Annotated in this window: 15 protein-coding genes; 10 read left to right on the forward strand and 5 right to left on the reverse strand. The window is 72.7% G+C overall.

The features are described from left to right. Positions 1 to 33: 33 nt before the first annotated feature. Entirely contained in the window at positions 34 to 1698 is a 1665-nt protein-coding gene (locus ACF1A1_RS37195) for a PucR family transcriptional regulator (RefSeq protein ID WP_392006321.1), read from the reverse strand. Between the two features lie 252 nt (positions 1699 to 1950). Here ACF1A1_RS37195 and ACF1A1_RS37200 point away from each other — a divergent pair, with 252 nt between their 5' ends. From ACF1A1_RS37200 to ACF1A1_RS37215, 4 genes are all read left to right on the forward strand, one after another. Further along, complete coding sequence (locus ACF1A1_RS37200; protein ID WP_392006323.1) at positions 1951 to 3219, forward strand: aspartate aminotransferase family protein; 1269 nt, start codon at positions 1951 to 1953, stop codon at positions 3217 to 3219. Then, positions 3216 to 6101 carry an FAD-binding and (Fe-S)-binding domain-containing protein gene (locus ACF1A1_RS37205; protein ID WP_392006325.1) on the forward strand — a complete coding sequence of 962 codons (2886 nt, stop codon included), beginning with the start codon at positions 3216 to 3218 and terminating at the stop codon, positions 6099 to 6101. The genes ACF1A1_RS37200 and ACF1A1_RS37205 overlap by 4 nt, the downstream gene beginning before the upstream one ends. Then, positions 6098 to 7537, forward strand: a complete 1440-nt coding sequence (locus tag ACF1A1_RS37210) for an NAD-dependent succinate-semialdehyde dehydrogenase (RefSeq protein WP_392006327.1) — start codon at positions 6098 to 6100, stop codon at positions 7535 to 7537. Before ACF1A1_RS37205 ends, ACF1A1_RS37210 begins: the two co-directional genes overlap by 4 nt. A gap of 230 nt (positions 7538 to 7767) precedes the next feature. Beyond that, positions 7768 to 8733: an alpha/beta hydrolase gene (locus ACF1A1_RS37215; RefSeq protein WP_392006329.1), complete on the forward strand. Its 966-nt coding sequence runs from the start codon at positions 7768 to 7770 to the stop codon at positions 8731 to 8733. Positions 8734 to 8777: 44 nt separating this feature from the next. Here the strand turns inward: ACF1A1_RS37215 and ACF1A1_RS37220 are convergent, their stop codons facing one another. From ACF1A1_RS37220 to ACF1A1_RS37230, 3 genes are all read right to left on the reverse strand, one after another. Next, complete coding sequence (locus ACF1A1_RS37220; RefSeq protein WP_392006331.1) at positions 8778 to 9074, reverse strand: hypothetical protein; 297 nt, start codon at positions 9072 to 9074, stop codon at positions 8778 to 8780. Between the two features lie 107 nt (positions 9075 to 9181). Next, complete coding sequence (locus ACF1A1_RS37225) at positions 9182 to 9400, reverse strand: ANTAR domain-containing protein (RefSeq protein ID WP_392006333.1); 219 nt, start codon at positions 9398 to 9400, stop codon at positions 9182 to 9184. A 322-nt stretch (positions 9401 to 9722) separates the two neighbouring features. Continuing rightward, the gene (locus tag ACF1A1_RS37230) at positions 9723 to 10691 is read right to left on the reverse strand and encodes a cytochrome c oxidase subunit II (protein WP_392006335.1); all 969 of its coding nucleotides are present in this window, start codon (positions 10689 to 10691) and stop codon (positions 9723 to 9725) included. Positions 10692 to 10947: 256 nt separating this feature from the next. On the opposite strand from ACF1A1_RS37230, the gene ACF1A1_RS37235 reads away from it, so the two are divergent. From ACF1A1_RS37235 to ACF1A1_RS37260, 6 genes are all read left to right on the forward strand, one after another. Next, positions 10948 to 11406: a DUF4383 domain-containing protein gene (locus tag ACF1A1_RS37235; RefSeq protein WP_392006337.1), complete on the forward strand. Its 459-nt coding sequence runs from the start codon at positions 10948 to 10950 to the stop codon at positions 11404 to 11406. A gap of 1002 nt (positions 11407 to 12408) precedes the next feature. Continuing rightward, entirely contained in the window at positions 12409 to 12843 is a 435-nt protein-coding gene (locus ACF1A1_RS37240) for a Zn-ribbon domain-containing OB-fold protein (RefSeq protein WP_392006339.1), read from the forward strand. Positions 12844 to 12899: 56 nt separating this feature from the next. Beyond that, complete coding sequence (locus ACF1A1_RS37245; RefSeq protein WP_392006341.1) at positions 12900 to 14126, forward strand: CaiB/BaiF CoA transferase family protein; 1227 nt, start codon at positions 12900 to 12902, stop codon at positions 14124 to 14126. A 117-nt stretch (positions 14127 to 14243) separates the two neighbouring features. Continuing rightward, on the forward strand, positions 14244 to 15419 hold the full coding sequence (locus tag ACF1A1_RS37250; protein ID WP_392006343.1) for an acyl-CoA dehydrogenase family protein: 1176 nt from the start codon (positions 14244 to 14246) through the stop codon (positions 15417 to 15419). A 26-nt stretch (positions 15420 to 15445) separates the two neighbouring features. After that, the gene (locus tag ACF1A1_RS37255) at positions 15446 to 16222 is read left to right on the forward strand and encodes an electron transfer flavoprotein subunit beta/FixA family protein (protein WP_392006345.1); all 777 of its coding nucleotides are present in this window, start codon (positions 15446 to 15448) and stop codon (positions 16220 to 16222) included. 61 nt (positions 16223 to 16283) lie between these two features. Then, positions 16284 to 17249 carry an electron transfer flavoprotein subunit alpha/FixB family protein gene (locus tag ACF1A1_RS37260; protein WP_392006347.1) on the forward strand — a complete coding sequence of 322 codons (966 nt, stop codon included), beginning with the start codon at positions 16284 to 16286 and terminating at the stop codon, positions 17247 to 17249. A 1092-nt stretch (positions 17250 to 18341) separates the two neighbouring features. On the opposite strand, the gene ACF1A1_RS37265 is transcribed toward ACF1A1_RS37260, so the two are convergent. Then, a complete protein-coding gene (locus ACF1A1_RS37265) occupies positions 18342 to 19208 on the reverse strand; it encodes a 3-hydroxybutyryl-CoA dehydrogenase (protein ID WP_392006349.1) in 867 nt (288 codons plus the stop codon). Between the last annotated feature and the right edge of the window lie 182 nt (positions 19209 to 19390).

Raw genomic sequence — 19390 nt, forward strand, 5'->3', positions numbered from 1 at the left:
CCATGACCGCCCGGGGTGGGCCGGTGAGCCGGCTCACCCCGTCGTCGGCGCGGACGCCGTCCCCGGCAGGCGCAGGACGTTCAGCGCCGTGAGCGCCACGTGCAGTTCGGTGCGCCGTTCCCCGGATTCGAGGTCGCAGTCCAGGAGACGTTCGACGGTGCGCAGGCGTTGGTACATGGTTTCGCGGGAGAGGCCGCTGCGGCGCGCGGCGGTGGTCTTGTTGCCGGCCGCGTCGAGGTAGTGGCGCAGGGTCGGCAGGAGATCGGTGCCGTGGCGGGTGTCGTGGTCGATGAGCCGGCCCAGCTGCCGTTCGGCGTAGTCCTGGACGCGGGTGTCCTCGCGCAGGGCGTACAGCAGGCGGCTCAGTCCGATGTCGGGCAGTTCGTGGAAGGAGCGGTCCGGCGGGAGCGGCTGGCCGGGAGGGGTGGCCTCACCGACCCGGGCCGCCTCGCGGAACGAGCGGGCGCTGTCGGCCAGGTCCGTGACCTGAGAGCCGACGCTCACGACCGCCTCCGGGACCAGGTCCAGCGCGGCGCGGCCCAGGCGTTCGGCCACCGGGCGCCAGGGCTGGGCGGGACGCAGGGCCAGCAGGACGCCGATGCGGCCGGGGGCCAGCTCGCCGACGAGCGCCGGGTTCCCCGCGGTGCTCAGTTCCCGGTGCAGGCGGGTCTCGGGCTCGACACCCCGGTCGCCGGCGCCGAGATCCACCAGGACCGCCAGGAAGCGGGTGTCCTCGGTGGGCAGACCCAGTGCGGCGCAGCGGGCGCGGGCGTCTGCGGGGGAGTGGTGCCGCTGTTCCGCCAGATCGCGCAGGGCGTTGCGGTGGGCCGCGCGCTCCCAGGGTGTGGAGTGGATGAGGCGGGCGACGGTCAGGGCCATCGCCGTTCTCTCCAGGACGGTGACGTGCTCCGGTCCGAAGGCGGGCCCGGAGGCCGGCCCGTCGGCGCGGGCGGGGAGCATGGCCAGGCGGGCCCAGCGTTCGCCCTGGTAGGAGACGGGTGCGGTGAGCCACCCCTCCGGGCCGCCGGTTCCCGGACGGTCACCGGGCGGGGTCGCCCGGGAGCGCCGCTCCCACTCGGTGAGCGCCTCCTCCGGCGTGCTGCCGGACGGTTCGCAGATCAGCGCCTGGTGGACCAGGTTCTCGAGGACGACTGTACGCCCGCTCATCTCGGCCGCCGCCCGCACCACGTCCTCCGGGCCCGCGCCGCGCAGCGTCAGGGCGGTGAACGCCTCGTGCACGCGCTGGGTGCGGCGCATCGCCTCCGTCTGGTTGCCGAGGATGAGGGCGTGCACCACCTGGGTGACCTCCAGGAAGTTGACGTCCTCGGCGAGGGTGACCAGGGGCAGGCCCCGGGCCCGGCAGGCGTGGACCAGGGCGTCGGGCGGGCGGTGGTAGCGCCGTACGAGTTCGATGACCAGGGCGGCCGCTTCGACGTCGGCGAGTTCGTCGACGTACCGGCGCACACCGGCGGGGTCGTCGGGCAGGGGCATACCCGTGGTCAGGACGAGTTCGCCGCCCTTGAGGAAGGAGGCGGGGTCCGTCAGTTCGGTGATGTGGACCCAGCGCACCGGCCGGTCCAGGCAGCTCACGCCCGTGACCACCTCCGGCTGTCCGGCGGTCAGGACGGGGAGGGCCAGCACGTCGGCGAGCGTGACCGGGCGGGCGGGGCCGTGGGCGGCCGGATGGTTGTCGTTCACGGTGTCTCCCTGGGGGTCCCCCCCCGCTCGGGCGAAGCCGAGAGTGGGGGAGTGCCCGGTCACTGTGACAAGCGTCGCTGACCTGCGCAAGAGCCGTCCGGTGCGGGGCCGGTGCCCGGAACGGCCCGGGACGGCTGACACAACGTCCGGATACCGCGTCCCGCCCTGACAGATCGCGCGTTGGCTCCGTCCCGGCCCGCGGAGATGCTCGGAACGACGTACCAGACCACGCCACACGGCCGGGAGACGAACATGACCGCACTGTCGCCGCACCTTCGCCAGGCCACGCCCGTGGTGGCGGCCCGGGGCGAGGGCGTCCACCTCTACGGCGAGGACGGGCGCCGCTACCTCGACTTCACCGCCGGCATCGGCGTCACCAGCACCGGGCACTGCCACCCCAAGGTCGTGGCGGCGGCGCAGGAGCAGGTGGGCACGCTGGTCCACGGCCAGTACACGACGGTCATGCACCAGCCCCTGCGGCGTCTGGTCGACAAGCTCGGCGAGGTGCTGCCGGCCGGTCTGGACAGTCTGTTCTTCACCAACTCCGGCAGCGAGGCCGTCGAGGCCGCGCTGCGGCTGGCCCGCCAGGCCACCGGCCGGCCGAACGTCCTCGTCTGCCACGGTGGCTTCCACGGCCGTACGGTGGCCGCCGCCTCCATGACGACCTCCGGCACCCGCTTCCGGTCCGGTTTCTCCCCGCTGATGAGCGGTGTGGTCGTCACCCCGTTCCCCACGGCCTACCGCTACGGCTGGGACGAGGAGACCGCCACCCGCTTCGCCCTGAAGGAACTGGACTACACGCTCCAGACGATCTCCTCGCCCGCCGACACGGCCGCGGTCATCGTCGAGCCGGTGCTCGGCGAGGGCGGATACGTGCCCGCCACACGAGCCTTCCTCGAAGGCCTGCGGGAGCGCGCGGACCGGCACGGCTTCCTGCTGATCCTCGACGAGGTGCAGACCGGCGTCGGCCGCACCGGCCGCTTCTGGGGCCACGACCACTTCGGCGTCACCCCGGACATCCTGATCACCGCGAAGGGCCTGGCCAGCGGCTTCCCGCTGTCCGGCATCGCGGCCCCCGAGGAGCTGATGGCCAAGGCGTGGCCCGGTTCGCAGGGCGGTACGTACGGCGCCAACGCCGTCGCCTGCGCGGCCGCCTGCGCGACCCTCGACGTGGTCCGTGACGAGAAGCTCGTCGAGAACGCCGAGGCCATGGGCGCGCGGCTGCGCCACGGCCTGGAGGCGGTCGCCGACCGCACGCCGGGCATCGGTGACGTACGGGGCCTCGGGCTGATGCTGGCCACCGAGTTCGTCACCGAGGACGGCAGCCCCGACCCGGAGACCGCCGCCCGCGTGCAGCGGGCCGCGGTGGACGCGGGGCTGCTCCTGCTGCTGTGCGGGGCCTGGAACCAGGTGGTCCGCATGATTCCCGCGCTCGTGATCGACGAGGCGGCGGTGGACGAGGGCCTCCAGGCGTGGGCGACCGCGGTCGAGGCCGGCACCTCGGGAGCGTCGGCACGATGAACGACGCCTTGGCGCGGCTGACCGCCCGGCTCGCCGAGACGGCTCCCGGCCTGCGGGTGGAGACCGGACCCGGCCCCACCGGCCCCTACGCCTACGACGCCTCCAACTACCGGGTCCCGCCCCGGGCCGTGGCCTTCCCCCGCGGCACCGCCGACGTGGTCGCGGTGCTGCGGGCCTGCCGGGAGGCGGGCGTTCCGGTCACCCCGCGGGGCGGCGGCACCAGCATGGCCGGCAACGCCGTCGGCCCCGGCGTCGTGCTGGACTTCTCCCGGTACATGAACCGGATCCTGGACATCGATCCGCAGGCGGGGACCGCGCGCGTGGAAGCCGGCGTGATCCTCGACGCCCTGCGCAGCGCGACCGCCCTGCACGGGCTCACGTTCGGCCCCGACCCGTCCTCGCACAGCCGCTGCACCATCGGCGGAATGATCGGCAACGACGCCTGCGGCAACCGGTCCGTGCGACACGGGCGCACCAGCAGCCACATCGAGGCGCTGGAGATCGTGACGGCCGACGGCGTGCGGGCCGTCGCCGACCGCACCGGCCTGCACCCGGTCGACCCGGGCGACGCCGGCCTCGTCGCCCGCCTGGAAGCGGACGTACGGCGCCTGATAGCCGACAACCTGGGCCCGATCCGCACCGAACTCGGCCGCGTTCCGCGCCAGGTCTCCGGCTACCAGCTGCACCACCTGCTGCCCGAGCACGGCTTCGACATGGCCCGCGCCCTGGTCGGCACCGAGGGCTCCTGTGCGGTCGTCACCGCGGCGACGGTCCGCCTGGTGGCGACCGCACAGGCTTCCACGCTCCTCACCCTCGGCTACGACGACGTCGTCGACGCCGCCGAGGACGTCACCGAGATCCTGCGCTGGTCGCCCACCGCCGTGGAGGGCATGGACGAAGCGATCGTCGCCACCATGCGCGCCCGGCGTGGCCCGGACTCCGTCACCGGACTGCCCGAGGGACGGGCCTGGCTGTACGTCGAGCTCGACGGCGACGATCAGGCGGCCGTCGACGCCCGCGCCGACGAACTGCTGGAGGTGCTCAAGGCCCGGGGCCGGATGACCGGCGGGCGGGTCGTGCACAGCCCGGCCGAGCGGCGCTCGCTGTGGCGGGTCCGCGAGGACGGGGCCGGGCTCGCCGCCCGTCTCGTCGACGGCGGGGAGTCCTGGCCCGGCTGGGAGGACGCCGCCGTCGCGCCCGAGAACCTGGCCGCCTACCTGCGGGACTTCCGCAAGCTGCTGGCCACGCACGGCCTGACCGGCGTGCTGTACGGGCACTTCGGCGCCGGCTGCGTCCACGTACGCATCGACTTCGACCTGGCCACGGATCCCGGGCGGGCCGCCGCCCGCCGGTTCCTCACCGAGGCGGCCGCCCTGGTCGTCGAGCACGGCGGGACGCTGTCGGGCGAGCACGGTGACGGGCGGGCGCGCGGTGAGCTGCTCCAGGTCATGTACAGCCACCGGATGATCCGGGCGTTCGCCGCCTTCAAGGAGATCTTCGACCCCCAGGGCCTGCTGAACCCGGGCGTCATCGTGGCTCCGGCCCGGCTCGACGCCGATCTCGCCCTGCACACCTCCGACGTGCTGCCCGTCGAGACCCTCTTCTCCTTCCCGCACGACGAGGACGGCTTCGCGGGCGCGGTACGGCGCTGTGTCGGCGTCGGCCGGTGCCGCAGCGACGCGGGCGGCGTGATGTGCCCGAGCTACCGGGCCACGGGGGAGGAGAACGACTCCACGCGGGGCCGGGCCCGCCTGCTCCAGGAGATGGTGCGGGGCGGGACCGTCCGGGACGGCTGGCGCTCGACCGAGGTCAGGGACGCCCTCGACCTGTGCCTGTCCTGCAAGGCGTGCTCCAGCGACTGCCCGGTCGGCGTCGACATGGCCACGTACAAGGCGGAGTTCCTGCACCAGCACTACAGGGGCAGAATCCGGCCCCGTTCCCACTACTCGCTGGGCTGGCTGCCCCTGACCTCCGCCCTCGCCGGGTACGCCGCCCGCCCGGTCAATCTGCTGCTGCGCGGCCCGGTCGGCAGGCTCCTCGCCCGCCTCGGCGGCGTGACCACCAAGCGCAGGATCCCCGCCTTCGCCTCCCGGCGCGCCCTGCGGAAGACCCTGCGCGCGGCGAAGACTCCCGAGCCGGCGAAGGCCCTGCTCTTCGTGGACAGCTTCACGCGCGCCTTCCGTCCCGAGGTCGCGGGAGCGGCGAGCCGCGTCCTCGCCGACGCCGGGATCCCCAGTACCGCGCAGGACGGCCTGTGCTGCGGCCTGACCTGGGTCAGCACCGGCCAGCTGTCCGTGGCCCGCAGGATCATGGCCCGCACGGTCGCCCGTCTCGACGACGGCGACGGCCGGCCGATCGTCGTGGCCGAGCCCAGCTGCGCCGCCGCGCTCAAGCGCGACGTACCCGAACTGCTCGGCACCGACGCCGCCCGTCGGGTCGCGGCCCGCGTCCACACCCTCGCCGGCGCGCTGACCGACCTCGCCGCACCGCACTGGACGCCACCCCGGCTGCCGGAGAACGTCGTCCTGCAGACCCACTGCCACGAGTACGCCACCTTCGCCGGCCGCCGCCCGCACGACCTGCTGCGCCGGCTCGGCGTGCGGACGGTCGACGAGGCCGAGGGCTGCTGCGGCCTCGCCGGCAACTTCGGCTTCGAGGCCCAGCACTACGACACCTCGATGGCCGTCGCCGGCCTGGCCCTCGGGCCACGCCTCGACAGTGTCGACGAGACGGCACCGGGCGGCACGCGGACCGTCGTCGTGGCCGACGGCTTCAGCTGCGCCACCCAGATCGACCACCTGGCCGGTGACCGGGGCGTGCGCGCCCTGCACCTCGCGGAACTGCTCGACCCCGCCGCCGATCAATCAGGAGAGACGTCATGACCGACACACTCACGCAGTTGTTCATCGGTGGGGCCTGGGTGGACGCCGCGGACGGCGCCACCCTGCCCGTGGACGACCCGGCGACCGGCGAGATCATCGCCCACGTCGCCGACGCGGGTCCCAAGGACGCCCGGCTCGCGGAGGAGGCGGCCGTGCGGGCGCAGGAGGAGTGGGCGCGTACGGCGCCCCGGGTGCGCAGCGAGATCCTGCGCCGTGCCTACGAGATCATCATCGAGCGCACCGACGAGCTGGCCCACCTGATGACGTCCGAGATGGGCAAGCCGCTGGCCGAGGCCAGGGGAGAGGTGGCGTACGCGGCCGAGTTCTTCCGCTGGTTCTCGGAGGAGGCCGTACGCATCGACGGCGGCTGCGGCATCCTGCCGGACGGCCGCAACCGCATGCTGCTCTCCCGTCGCCCGGTCGGTCCCTGCCTGCTGATCACTCCGTGGAACTTCCCGTTGGCGATGGGCACCCGCAAGATCGGCCCGGCGGTCGCCGCCGGCTGCACGATGGTGCTCAAGCCGGCCCCGCAGACCCCTCTCTCCAGCCTCGCGCTGGCCGGGATCCTGAAGGAGGCCGGGCTGCCGGACGGCGTGCTGAACGTCGTCACCACCTCCCGCGCCGGCGAGGTGTGCGAGCCCCTGCTGCGCGGCGGCCGGATCCGCAAGCTGTCCTTCACCGGCTCCACGGCCGTCGGACGGCTGCTGCTCGCGCAGTGCGCCGACGCTGTCGTACGGACCTCGATGGAGCTGGGCGGCAACGCGCCGTTCATCGTCTTCGACGACGCCGACCTGGACGTGGCCGTGGACGGCGCGATGGTCGCCAAGATGCGCAACATGGGCGAGGCGTGCACGGCGGCGAACCGCTTCTTCGTGCACCGCTCGGTGGCCGAGGAGTTCGGGCGGCGCCTGGCCGAGCGCATGGGCGCGCTGGTGGTGGGCCCGGGCACCCGTGAGGGCGTCGACGTCGGTCCGCTGATCGACGCGGGCGGGCGGGCCAAGGTCGAGGAACTGGTCGCCGACGCGGTGGAACGCGGCGCCCGGGTGCTCGTCGGCGGCCGTACCCCCGGAGGGCCGGGCTGCTTCTACCCGCCGACCGTGCTCACCGACGTGGATCCCGGCAGCCGCCTCATGGACACGGAGATCTTCGGCCCCGTCGCCGCGATCCTCACCTTCGACGACGAGGAGGAGGTGGTACGCCGCGCCAACGACACGCCCTGGGGACTCGTCGGTTACGTCTTCACCGAGGGACTGGACCGCGGCCTCCGCGTCAGCGAACGTCTGGAGGTGGGCATGGTGGGCCTGAACACCGGCCTCGTCTCCAACCCGGCCGCCCCCTTCGGCGGAGTCAAGCAGTCCGGACTCGGCCGCGAGGGCGGCCGGGTCGGAATCGACGAGTTCCTGGAGTACCAGTACCTGGCGGTGCCCGTGCGATGACGGCGGTCCTGCCCTGACATCCGCCCCACCGCGCACCGCGCGGGCCACCCCGTGCGGGCCACCTCCTTCTTCCCGGGCACGTTCGACCACGGGAACCTCGGCACGGACGACTCGGCCCTACCAGGCGGGCAGCCTGCCCGCCGCGCGCTTCCCGTTCCTGATGTGCCGCCGCTCCGCACCGGGACTACCGTCAGGAGTACGTCCGCGGCACCCGCACCCAGGAGGTCGCCATGACCGACAGCGCCGCCCGTCCCGTACTGGAGCCCGCCGCCCAGTCCTTCGTCGAGGCCACCGCGAATCCGCCGTACCTGTTCGACCTCGGCCCGGTCGAGGGCCGCAAGACGGTCGACGAGGTCCAGTCCGGCGACATCGCCAAGCCGGACGTCGACGAGGAATGGGTCACCGTCTCCGGCGGTCCCACCGGCCGGGTCCGCGCCCGCGTCGTCCGCCCCGCCGGAGCCACCGGCACCCTCCCCGTGATCCTCTACATCCACGGCGCGGGCTGGGTCTTCGGCAACGCCCACACCCACGACCGTCTGGTGCGCGAACTCGCCGTCGGTGCGGGCGCGGCCGTGGTCTTCCCCGAGTACGACCTGTCGCCCGAGGCCCGCTACCCCGTCGCCATCGAGCAGAACTACGCCGTCGCCCGCTGGATCGTCACCGACGGCGCCGCGAAGGACCTCGACGCCACCCGGATCGCCGTGGCCGGCGACTCCGTCGGCGGCAACATGACCGCCGCGCTGACCCTGATGGCCAAGGAACGCGGGGACGTCCCCCTGGTTCAGCAGGTGCTGTTCTACCCGGTGACCGACGCGGCCTTCGACACGCCGTCCTACCACCGGTTCGCCGAGGGCTACTTCCTGCGCCGCGACGCCATGCAGTGGTTCTGGGACCAGTACACGACCGACGAGAAGCAGCGCGCCGAGATCACCGCGAGCCCCCTGCGCGCCTCCGTCGAACAACTGCGCGGGCTGCCCCCGGCCCTCGTCATCACCGGCGAGGCCGACGTGCTGCGCGACGAGGGCGAGGCCTACGCGAACAAGCTGCGCCAGGCTGGCGTACCCGTCACCGCGGTCCGCTACCAGGGGATCATCCACGACTTCGTGATGCTCAACGCCCTGCGCGAGACCCACGCCGCCGAGGCCGCGATCAACCAGGCCGTCGCCACCCTGCGCACGGCCCTGCACGCCGGCTGACCTCCCCCGCCCCGGACTCCGGTGCACGGGGGAGGCCGCCGCGGCTACCGCTGCGGGACGGCGAGTTCGCGGCCGCGGTAGAAGCCCTCCCGCTCCTCCACGACGTACGCGGCCATGTTCGCGCGCCGCCGCGCCTCCGGGTCGGAGGTCCGCCAGGAGTCGCACGCCTCCCGGGAGTCCCAGAAGGACACCCCGGTGATCTCCTGCCCGTCCTCGGACCAGTACGCGAAGGCGCGGCGCAGACCTTGCGGGTAGGGGTCCGGGCGCCATGCCCGCTCGAACTCCTCCAAGCTGCCCGGCCGAACGCGGCGCGTCGTCACCCACACGAAGTGCTCCTCCACCACGGCCTCCTGCCTCGTGCCCTCCGGCTTGCCGGCTTTCCTCCGACCACCGTAGGTTCCAGGCACCGCTTCCGCCTGCGGGGCGCCCGGGGAATCGCCCACCGCGGTTACGAGGTGGGGGGCGGGTCGCCCAGGATGTCCGCGGTGATGTCCGCCAGCGACTTGCCGCTGCGGAAGGCTTCGGCGCGCATGAGGGCGAGCGCGTCATCAGCGGTGAGCCCGCGCCTGGCCACCAGGACCCCGATGGCCCGCGCGGTGTCGAACCAGTGGGCGCGGACCACCGCTTCCGGCTCCCAGGTCGGCGCCTGTGCCCCGGTGAGGAGCATGTCGCGGGTCGGCAGGAGCGCGGCCGGGTGCGCTCGCCGCGGCTTCCGCGACCAGCCGCGCCGCCCGCACGGCCTCGGCCGTCATCGGGGCCTCCGCTGCCCCGGTACGTGCCGGAAGGGAGGCGGAGGGCCGGCTTCGCCCGCGAGGAACGCGGCGCCCCGCGGACGTCGCCGTCGAGGCTGCTTCGCCGTGTGCCGATGAGCGGCCATGAGGGCGGAGTACGCCAGGTGGTGGTGGCCACGCCGACGCTCCGGGTGACCGGACGGTCGCGCACGGATCCGCCTCCGCGACGCCGGGAGCGACCCGGAGCGGTCGACCGGGTCACAGTTTCCTGGGCTCCGCGTTCCTGGCCGGGTCGGTGATGTCGGTGCCCGCCGGGACGAAGCCGGTCTGCCCCTTGGCGGCCAGCTCCCTGAGGTGCTGCCGGTAGCGCTCCGGCGAGGTGACCTTGACGTTGAAGAGCATCCGGGCGTGGTCGACGCCGCAGAGCTCGGCGCACTTGCCGCGGAAGGTGCCCTCACGGGTCGGCGTCACCTCGAAGACGTTGACGTTGTGGCCGGGGAAGACGTCCTGCTTCATCAGGAACGGAAGGACCCAGAAGGAGTGGATGACGTCACGGGAGGACAGGACGAAGCGGACCTTCTCGCCCTTGGGCAGCCACAGCGTCGGTCCCGGGTTGCCGTTCTGAGGGTTGCGCTCGCCGGGGGTGCCGACCTCGAAGACGCCTTCGGCGCCCGCGGGGAAGGCCCTGCTGTACCTGTCCGGAACGATCGCCAGGTTCGGGTCGGCCTTCGCGTCGCCCGTGCCGGCCCTGCCGTCCACGTCCTCGACGTAGTTGAAGCCCCAGCTCCACTGGAAGCCGACCACGCTGATGGTGTGGGCGGGCTTTGGGGAGAGTTCGAGGAGCTTGGCCTCGTCACGGGCCGTGAAGTAGAAGAGCACCGAGACGATGATCAGCGGAACGGTCGTGTACAGCGCCTCGATGGGCATGTTGTACCGGGTCTGCGGGGGGATCTCGACCTTGGTCCTGCTGCGCCGGTGGAAGACGGCCGCCCAGAGGATCAGCCCCCACACCAGCGCGCCGACGGCGAGCGCGGCCGCCCACGAGCCCTGCCACAGGGAGAGGACCCTCGGCGCCTCTTCCGTGACCGGTGTGGGCATGCCGAGGCGCGGGAAATCCCGCCAGGTGCATCCGGAGGCGGTCACCAGGACCAGGCCCGCAGTCAGCACGTGCAGCGGCCCTCGCCGCATCGGACGCCGCGGCGAGCGGTCACAGCCGTTCGTAGTCACGTCGCGCCTTCCCGAGAGTCTCGCCCGCCGGTCCGGGTGGGCTGCGACCGTCGGAATGGTCGGTCTTCGGCCTCGAAACGGACGGGAGCTTTGGGTCTTTATCTGGACGAAAACTAGCGGGAGACATGCCGGGAGGGTGCCCAACGCGCCGCCGACGCCTGGACACGCCGAGGAGAGATAGCGAATCGGATGGGGTGGGTACTCGCCGGGAACCAGGCGCTCACCGCGGAGCGCTCCCAGCGAGAAGGCCACCACCATGACCACACGCACCCATGCGACGAGAGCTGCCCACACCCCGGTCCAGCAGGCGGCCCTGCTGGTCGGAGCGGTGTTCCTGCTGGTGGGGGTCCTGGGGTTCATCCCGGGGATCACCACGAACTACGACACGATGAAGTTCGCCACGCACGATTCCGGAGCCGAGCTCTTCGGGATCTTCCAGGTTTCCATCCTGCACAACCTCGTCCACCTGCTGTTCGGGATCGCCGGCCTGGCCATGTCCCGCACCGCCTCCGGCGCGCGTACGTTCCTGCTGGTCGGCGGCGCCATCTACCTGGTGCTGTGGCTGTACGGCCTGGTCGTCGGTCACGACAGCGCCGCCAACTTCGTACCGCTGAACACGGCCGACGACTGGCTGCACTTCGTCCTCGGCATCGGCATGATCGCCCTCGGCGCACTGCTCACCCGTCGTACGGCTCCCGCCTCCCGGAGGATGTGACCGCTTGACCGTGGCGGGGCGACTGCGGAGACGAGGCGCCGCAAGCCCACGGTGCTGGTGAGAACCGCCCGTCGGACCGATAGCGGCGCCCCGTCGACGAGGGCTCGGGGACCTTGAGGCGCTCGGCGCTCCGGCTCGTACCGCAGGCCGCCTCTTACTTGACTTGAACGTCGCCGACCGTCCCCACCGGAGTCCGAGGGGTACGTCGGCGTGCCCGCGGCGATCACCTGTCCCGTCACCACTGTCCGCGGATCGCCGTCCCCGACGTCGCCCGGCGCCCTTCGCGAGTTCAGCGCCGTCGTGTCACGACGGACCGCCCCGCTTCCGCCGGGCTCGGCTGCCGGGCATCGGCAGGTGCCGCCCGCACGGCCTCCGCGCCCCCGCGCCCGGGCTCGTCCCGTTCGGACGTCGGCGGCCTGGTCAGTTCGAACCAGACCGACTTGCCGCGCCCGCTGGGCGAGTTGCCCCATGACGAGGCCAGGGCATCGACGATGCGCAGTCCGCGGCCGTGCTCCGACTCGGTGTCCGCCTCGCCGGAGGCGAGGACGGGTGCCGCTCGACCGGGACCATCGCGGTACCGGTGGTCGCCCGGAGCTCGTGCACCGCGCGCTGAAGCGTCGCGGCGAGCATCCGGTCCTCGGCGCTGAGAGCCGTCACGGGGCTCGCCGGTCGTGCGGGATGTCCCTCGTCTCCCCTTGCCGCTCCAGAGAGCCGAACCCCTTGTTCGAGGCTATACCGCAACGCAGCCGTGCTCGCGTCGACCGTTTCGTCCTTCGGCGCCGCCGGTCGGCGCCCTGGCCGGAACCGCTCGTACCCACCAGGGCTCCGCGGTGAGCGTAACGCCGGGACAGCGACTCTGACCTCGGTGAATGGGTCGCTTTCCGTGCACAAAGATGCGTCAGTCCGTCGTTGACCGGTGATCCGCCGCGGCGTCAGGGTGAGGGAGACATCGGATTCCGATCAGCTGTTTCCGGTCACCGAAACTGCGTGCAGGAGGCCGCGATGCTCCAGACAGCAACCCGCGAACACACCGGGCTCGGGGAGGACGGCGAAGCGGCTGCCGCCGACTCGACGCCGACCGGCATGCCGACCGTACCGGCGGTCTGCCGCGAACTCGTCTTCCAGCGGTGCCTGTGGTGCGGCACCCCGGACTACCGCCGCTCGTCCTGCCGTGCCTGCGGGTCCAGGGCCTTCCAGCGGGAACGCAGCGTGGGCGAAGGGGCCGTGGTGCGCCGCAACGGCCACGCCCAGCAGAACACGTGGTTCGTCGCGATGGACGAGGGCTTCAACCTGCTCTGCCAGGTCACCGGGACGGCACCGATGGTGGTGGCGGTGGGCGCACGGGTGACGGTCGTACGGGCCGTCACCCCTCTCGGCCAGGGCCTTCCCGTCGTCGAACTCACCCGCCCGGCACCGCCTGCGAAGCGCTGGTGGTGACGGGATCCGGCTCCGGCGGAGCCACGTTCGGGCGGGACGATCAGAGAGGAGGGTGCGTGAGCACCCGGCACAACGCACCGGAGGGAAGGGCCGGCGTACTCGACGGAGCGGGGCGGGGCGCGCTGGACGGCCTGCGCATCGCCGACTTCTCCCGGGTTCTCGCGGGGCCGTACGCCACCATGCTCCTCGCCGACCTCGGCGCCGACGTCGTAAAGGTCGAACGGCCGGGCATCGGGGACGAAACCCGGGCCTGGCACCCTCCGGCGGACCATGACGGCACGTCGACCTATTTCCTGAGCGTCAACCGGAACAAGAGGTCGGTCGTCCTCGATCTGACCACGGAGGCCGGGCGCGAACGGGCCCGGGCCCTGGTCGCCGAGTCCGACGTGGTGGTGGAGAACTTCCGCCCCGGCACGATGCAGCGGCTGGGCCTCGGCCACGAGGAACTCCGCGCGCGGCACCCGGAGCTGATCTACTGCTCGATCAGCGGTTTCGGCAGCGGTGCGGGCGCGGCCATCCCCGGATACGACCTGCTCGTGCAGGCCGTCGGCGGCCTGATGAGCGTGACCGGGACCATGGACGGGGAACCGGTGAAGGCGGGCGTGGCCCTCGTCGACGTGATCACCGGACTGCACGCCTCGCTCGGCATCCTCGCCGCTCTCCGGCACCGGGACGCCACCGGCGAGGGGCAGCTCGTGGAGGTGAACCTCCTCGGCTCGCTGCTGTCGGCCATGGTCAACCAGGCGTCGGCGTTCGCCGTCGCCGGTGTCGTCCCGGGGCGTCTGGGCAACGCGCACCCGAGCATCGCCCCGTACGAGACCTTCCCGACCGCCGATCGCCCCATCGCCCTCGCGGTGGGCAACGACAGGCAGTTCGCGGCGCTCGCCGACGCCCTCGGGGATCCCCGCCTCGCCGTCGACGACCGCTTCCGCACCAACTCCGACCGGGTCGCCCACCGCGCCGAGCTGCGGGAGATCCTGACCCGGCTGCTGAGCCCCGGCGGCGCGGATCACTGGTCGACCGTCCTGCTGGCCGCCGGAGTGCCGGCCGGCCCGGTCAACGGCCTCGACGAGGCGTTCGCCTTCGCCCGGCGGCTCGGCCTTCCCGGCATCGTCGAGATCCCCGCGGCGGCGGCCGACGGAGAAGCCGGCCGGCCCACCCGTCAGGTCGCGCATCCCATCGCACTGAGCGGAACACCCGCGCGGTACCTGCTGCCCCCGCCGCGGCTGGGCGAGCACTCCGAGGAGATCCTCCACGGCCCGCCCGACGACGCCTCCGCCTGAGACGGGCGGTCGGCCGACCGTTCGCAGCACCACCCGTACCGAATCCCGACCGTTCGCAGCACCACCCGTACCGAATCCGTCACCCGAGTACACCACCGTGATCACAAGGAGCCCCCTATGAGCGGCAAGCCGCTGAAGGACCCCCTCGAACTGCTCGACATCGCTGCCGTCCTCACCGACGAGGAGCGTGAGATCCAGGCCACCGTCGCCAAGTTCCTCGCCGACCGGGTGCGGCCGCACATCGGCGAGTGGTTCGAGAACGCGCACTTCGCCCGCGAACTCGCCCCCGAACTGGGCAAACTGGGGGTGCTCGGGATGCACCTCGACGGGTACGGCTGCGCCGGCACCAACGCGGTCAGCTACGGCCTGGCCTGCCTGGAGCTGGAGGCGGCGGACTCCGGTTTCCGCAGCTTCGTCTCCGTGCAGGGCTCGCTGTCGATGTTCTCCATCTGGAAGTGGGGTTCACAGGAGCAGAAGGAGGAGTGGCTGCCGCGGCTCGCCGCCGGTGAGGCGATCGGCTGCTTCGGCCTGACCGAGCCCGACTTCGGCAGCAACCCCTCCGGTATGCGCACCAGGGCCGTCCGGGACGGCGGCGACTGGATCCTGAACGGCTCCAAGATGTGGATCACCAACGGCGGCATCGCCGACGTGGCCACGGTGTGGGCGCAGACCGAGGACGGCATCCGCGGCTTCCTCGTGCCGCGCGGGACGCCCGGCTTCACCACGCAGGACATCAAGCAGAAGATGTCGCTGCGCGCGTCCATCACCTCGGAGCTGTACTTCGACGACGTACGGCTGCCCGACTCGGCGCGGCTGCCGCTCGCGCAGGGCCTGCGCGGACCGCTGTCCTGCCTGAACGAGGCCCGCTTCGGCATCCTGTTCGGCGCGGTCGGCGCGGCCCGCGACTCGCTGCAGGCGGCCGTCGAGTACGCCGACTCCCGGGTGCAGTTCGACAAGCCGATCAGCGCCTTCCAGCTCACCCAGAAGAAGCTCGCCGACATGAGCGTGTCCCTGGGCGGCGCGGCCCTGCTCGCTGTGCACCTGGGCCGTCTGAAGGACCAGGGACGCATCCGCCCGGAGCAGATCAGCGTCGGGAAGCTCAACAACGTCCGCGAGGCCCTCGCCGTCGCCCGCGAGTGCCGCACCATCCTGGGGGCCAACGGCATCTCCCTGGAGTACTCGCCGCTGCGCCACGCCAACAACCTGGAATCCGTGCTGACCTACGAGGGCACCAGTGAGATGCACACCCTGGTCGTCGGGCAGGCGATCACCGGCCAGGCGGCGTTCCGCTGATCACCGACGATGGGGAGAGGAACGCCGTGAACATCGTCGTACTCGTCAAGCAGGTCCCGGACACCGGCGCCGAACGCACCCTGTCCGAGGCCGATCACACCCTCGACCGTGAGGATGCCGAACTCGTCCTGGACGAGATCAACGAGCGCGCCGCGGAAGAGGCCCTGAGGCTGAAGGAGACGGCGGACGCCCACGTCACCGTCGTCTCCATGGGACCCGAATCCGCGCTCGACGCCATCCGCAAGGTCCTGGCCATGGGCGCCGACCGGGGCATCCACATCCGCGACGACAGGCTCCGCGGCGCGGACGTGGTGACCACCGCGAAGGTCCTGGCGGCCGCCGTGCGGACCGTGCCCGATGTCGACCTGGTGCTCGCCGGCGACGCGAGCACCGACGGTGGGGCGAGCGCGGTCCCGGCCGTCGTCGCGGACCTGCTGGGCCTGCCGCAGGTGACCCACGTGCGCGAACTCGACGTGCACGCCGACCGGGTGCGCGCCGAGCGGCAGACCGGGAACGGCGAGGCGACGCTGGACGCACCGCTGCCCGCGCTGGTCAGCGTCACCGAGAAGATCAACGAGCCGCGCTACCCCTCGTTCAAGGGGATCATGGCCGCCAAGAAGAAGCCGGTCCAGACGGTCGACCTCGACGACCTGTTCCCCGGCACAGCCGGATTCCCCGCGACCCGCACCCGTGTGGTGGAGGCCGTCCCGCGCCCGCCGCGGACCGCCGGGACCCGCATCACGGACGACGGCTCGGCCGGCCGGCACCTTGCCGCGTACCTGATCGCGCAGAAGCTCCTCTGACCCGCCCCGACGAAGAACCAGAGAACCAGAAAAGCCAGAGAAACCAGAGAACAGGCACCCCATGCCCGATGTCCTCGTGCTCGTCGACCACGACGGGGAACGCGTCAGCACATCCACGTACGAACTCCTGGCCGCCGCACGGCGGTTGGGAGACCCGGCCGCCGTCGTCCCGGGAACCCCCGGCACGGCGGCGCGCCTGAGGGAGTCCCTCGCCCGCCACGGTGCCACGAGTGTCCACGCGGCCGAATCCGCCGAAGCGGCCGAGTACCTCGTCACGCCCGCCGTCGACGCCCTGGAGCTCCTGGCGCGGGAAACCGCCCCCGCCGCCGTCCTGGTCTCCGCGGTGACGGACGGCAGGGAGGTGGCCGCGCGCCTCGCCGCGCGGCTGGACGCCGGTCTGCTCATCGACGCGGTCGATCTGGACTCCTCCGGCGTGGTCACCCAGATCGTCTTCGGGGGGTCGTACACCGTGCGCTCCCGGGTCACCCGTGGCATACCGGTGATCACCGTGCGTCCGGGGGCCTTCGAGCCGGACGAGCATCCGGGCGAGGCAGCGTTGCGGACCCTCACCCTGCCGCCGGTCGACCCCGCGGCATCCGCCCGTGTCACCGCCCGGCGGGCCGCACCCGCGGGCGACCGTCCGGCGCTCACCGAGGCCCCCGTCGTCGTCTCCGGAGGCCGCGGTGTCGCAGGAGCCGACGGCTTCGAGGTGGTGGAGGAACTGGCGGACGCCCTGGGAGGCGCGGTGGGTGCCTCGCGCGCCGCGGTGGACGCCGGCTACTACCCCCACCAGTTCCAGGTGGGGCAGACCGGCCAGACCGTCTCACCCCAGCTGTACATCGCCCTGGGCATCTCCGGAGCCATCCAGCACCTCGCCGGCATGCAGACCTCCCGGACGATCGTCGCGGTCAACACGGACCCCGAGGCGCCGATCCTCGACCTCGCAGACTTCGGCGTGGTGGGCGACCTGTTCGCGGTGGCTCCCCAGCTCACGCGGGAAGTGGCCGCCCGCCGCATAGCCGGCTGACATGACTGGTAGCCCGGGAAGTCCCAAGGGCCCGCCCGTGCCGGGGCGCGTCTCGCCGGGCGACACCAGCCGTCGGAGGACCGGCCGGCAGCGAACCGACTCGCACGTGGTCCGACTGGAGGAGCGGCGGGTGCTACGGCGGACGGTCGTGGACCCGGACGGCCGGTACGGTGACCCGGCCCCGGACCCCGTCGTCCGGCCGGGTCACGACCGGCGCCGTGTCTCGACGTCCGCCATGGGCGCTCCCGGAGACCGAACGAGGTTCCCCCGACAGCCGCCGTGTCATCAGACGGCCAGGCGCCGGAACCGGCTGCCGTGCACCGCCAGCGGCTCCCCGTCGGGTCGGGTCTCGAGACCGTGGATCCCCAGCAGGACGATCGTGTGGTCGCCCGCCGGGAACGCCGCGTAGGGCGGCAGGGGGTACCAAGCGGCGCTGCTGCGACGGGCCGGCGTCGCAGAGCCCGGCGCTTCCCCCCGAGGTCATGACCTCGGGGGGATACGGACGCCCTGGTGACGGATGCGCCGGGTGCCGCCGGCGTAACCGAACGACTCGGCAAGGCGGGGGCCTCGCCAGCGAGGAGCCGGCCCACTCCAGCCACGCCTTCGAGGCGGCTCACGGCATGCGTCCCCGCGAGGCGCGCGCAATCCCTGGATGACCTCAGCCGGTGACTTCGGCCCGCGAAGCGGTCCGTATCGAGCGACCGCTGACGGGCCGGCAGCCCCTGAGGCGGACTCACCACCGCCTCCTCGTCCGTCCGGGGGCGGATCAGACGGGCGGCGGTGGAGCGGTGCGGCCCCATGGGCACGGAGGCCGCGATCGCAGGCCATGGTGTGACAGGCGTCTTCGACGCCGCCGGGCCGCCGCTCCGCGCGGGCCCGGCCCCGGAGCCTGCCCCGGCCAGGCCGATGGGGGACTCCGACGTGAGAGGCCCGCCTGATGAGGGCGGGGTACACCCCCGGGCCGCTCATCGCCCGGCGGGCAGCGGTGGGCGCGGTCGGCGGCGCTGGGCCGGTGGGCGAGGACGACGGGGACGTACGGTGCCCCGCGTGCGGGACACCGTTCTGGCCGGTCGCCGCCGAGGGCTGCCGGTCTCAGGCCGCCCGGTAGGTGAAGAACCCCTGCCCGGACTTACGGCCCAGCAGACCCGACTCGACCATGCGGCGCAGCAGCGGGGGAGGGGCGTACAACGGTTCCCGGTACTCCTCGTACAGCGCCTCGCCTATCGCCGCCACCGTGTCCAGTCCGATGAGGTCGGCGAGGCGCAGCGGACCCATCGGGTGGGCGCAGCCCGCCGTCATGCCCGTGTCGATGTCCTCCGCCGTCGCCGTGCCGGTGCCGAGCATCCGTACCGCGGCCAACAGGTACGGCACCAGGAGGGAGTTGACCACGAAGCCCGCGCGGTCCTGCGCCACGATCGTCCGCTTGCCCAGGACGTCGCCCGCGAAGGCGCGTACCCGCGATTCGGTGGCCTTGGAGGTGTGCAGCGAGGGGACGATCTCGACCAGTGGCATGACGGGGACCGGGTTGAAGAAGTGCAGGCCGACCACCGCCTCCGGCCGTCCGGTCGCCGAGGCGAGCCGGGCGATGGGGATCGAGGAGGTGTTGCTGGCCAGCACGGCGGCCGGGTCGGTGACCACCTTGTCGAGCTGCCGGAACAGTTCGGTCTTGGCCTGCTCGTCCTCGACGGCGGCCTCGATGACCAGGTCCGCGCCGGAGAGACGGGAGAGATCGCCGGTGACCGAGATTCCGGCGAGGGCGTGTGCCCGGTCCTGTGGGGTGAGGGCGCCGCGCTGCTCGGCCTTGAGCAGGGAGTCCGCCACGCCCGCCAGCCCGGCACGGGCCCGGCCCTCCGTCACGTCGCACAACGTGACGGACAGCCCGGCACGGGCGCAGACCTCGGTGATCCCCCGGCCCATCTGCCCGGCGCCGACTATGCCCACGTGCTTGATCGATGTCATGTGCTCCTCCGCCTGTCCCTGCGTCCGGTGGCGGTCGACCGACGCCGCCACGGTCTGTGGTGCCGTGTTGAGCGTAAGGCGGTGACACCCCCTCTGACCTGCTACGACGGTGCGTCGTCCACGCACAAACGTGCGCCGGTTCGGCGTTGACCGGCGCTGCCGGGCAACGCCATCCTGAACGG

It is taken from the genome of Streptomyces sp. NPDC014995, from assembly GCF_043080745.1.
Lineage (GTDB): Bacteria > Actinomycetota > Actinomycetes > Streptomycetales > Streptomycetaceae > Streptomyces.

Excerpts from the sequence above, each read along its gene's own strand:
- ACF1A1_RS37200 (WP_392006323.1), top strand. The coding sequence starts at position 1,951 with ATGACCGCACTGTCGCCGCACCTTCGCCAGGCCACGCCCGTGGTGGCG.
- ACF1A1_RS37210 (WP_392006327.1), top strand. The coding sequence starts at position 6,098 with ATGACCGACACACTCACGCAGTTGTTCATCGGTGGGGCCTGGGTGGAC.
- ACF1A1_RS37240 (WP_392006339.1), top strand. The coding sequence starts at position 12,409 with ATGCTCCAGACAGCAACCCGCGAACACACCGGGCTCGGGGAGGACGGC.
- ACF1A1_RS37235 (WP_392006337.1), top strand. The coding sequence starts at position 10,948 with ATGACCACACGCACCCATGCGACGAGAGCTGCCCACACCCCGGTCCAG.
- ACF1A1_RS37260 (WP_392006347.1), top strand. The coding sequence starts at position 16,284 with ATGCCCGATGTCCTCGTGCTCGTCGACCACGACGGGGAACGCGTCAGC.
- ACF1A1_RS37250 (WP_392006343.1), top strand. The coding sequence starts at position 14,244 with ATGAGCGGCAAGCCGCTGAAGGACCCCCTCGAACTGCTCGACATCGCT.
- ACF1A1_RS37265 (WP_392006349.1), bottom strand. The coding sequence starts at position 19,208 with ATGACATCGATCAAGCACGTGGGCATAGTCGGCGCCGGGCAGATGGGC.
- ACF1A1_RS37205 (WP_392006325.1), top strand. The coding sequence starts at position 3,216 with ATGAACGACGCCTTGGCGCGGCTGACCGCCCGGCTCGCCGAGACGGCT.
- ACF1A1_RS37215 (WP_392006329.1), top strand. The coding sequence starts at position 7,768 with ATGACCGACAGCGCCGCCCGTCCCGTACTGGAGCCCGCCGCCCAGTCC.
- ACF1A1_RS37225 (WP_392006333.1), bottom strand. The coding sequence starts at position 9,400 with ATGCTCCTCACCGGGGCACAGGCGCCGACCTGGGAGCCGGAAGCGGTG.